This window comes from Campylobacter sp. 2018MI13, assembly GCF_018501135.1.
GTDB lineage: Bacteria > Campylobacterota > Campylobacteria > Campylobacterales > Campylobacteraceae > Campylobacter_E.
The window spans coordinates 1-627 of record NZ_JAHCZC010000172.1; the positions used below are offsets into that span (position 1 = coordinate 1).

A 627-nucleotide genomic window follows, 5' to 3' on the forward strand; every position below is an offset into this window, starting at 1 on the left:
AGATAAAGATACTTTAAAAGATTTAAAAAGCTTTTTTAATAAAAATGATTTTTTAGAAGAAAATGGAAAAACTATTTTAAAAGGCGACGCTGCTAATTATGTAGCAGGTTGGTTTAGTGAGATTGCTAATAAATTTTTAGAAGTTAGCCAAAATGCAGTGCTTAGTAAAGAAGAGATGTTAAACTCAAGGCTAGGAGTAAGGCTTGATGGCGAGATAAATGAATATAATTTATTGCAAATTACTAGCGTAGAACTTAATGCTAAAGGAGATGATATTAGCGATGAAATGTATGAAGCTCATAATACTATTTCAAAGGATTTAAGTGATACTATTTTAAAGGATAAAAATAAAGATGGCTCATTAACACTAGATGAACTTATGTTAAATGAGAGTAAAGAAAAATATTTAGAAGAATTAGAAAATCTATATAAATACACTGAAAAAAATCAAATTGATAAAAAGCCTAAAATAGATTTAAGACTAAAAGAATACGCAATAAATGAAGAAAACAATCACATAAGAAAACTAAAGCAAGATATAAAATTATTTAAAAACTCAAATTCTTTAAAAATAAATGAAGATAAAGAAAAAGAATTAAAAGACAAAAATAATTTAGAAGAATTTTG

At 24.6% G+C, this 627-nt stretch carries 1 protein-coding gene; it reads left to right on the top strand.

Features of this window, described 5'->3' with window-relative positions; genetic code table 11:
- A partial coding sequence (locus tag KJQ99_RS09490) for a hypothetical protein (RefSeq protein WP_214120680.1) occupies positions 1 to 627 on the top strand: 627 nt, incomplete at both ends.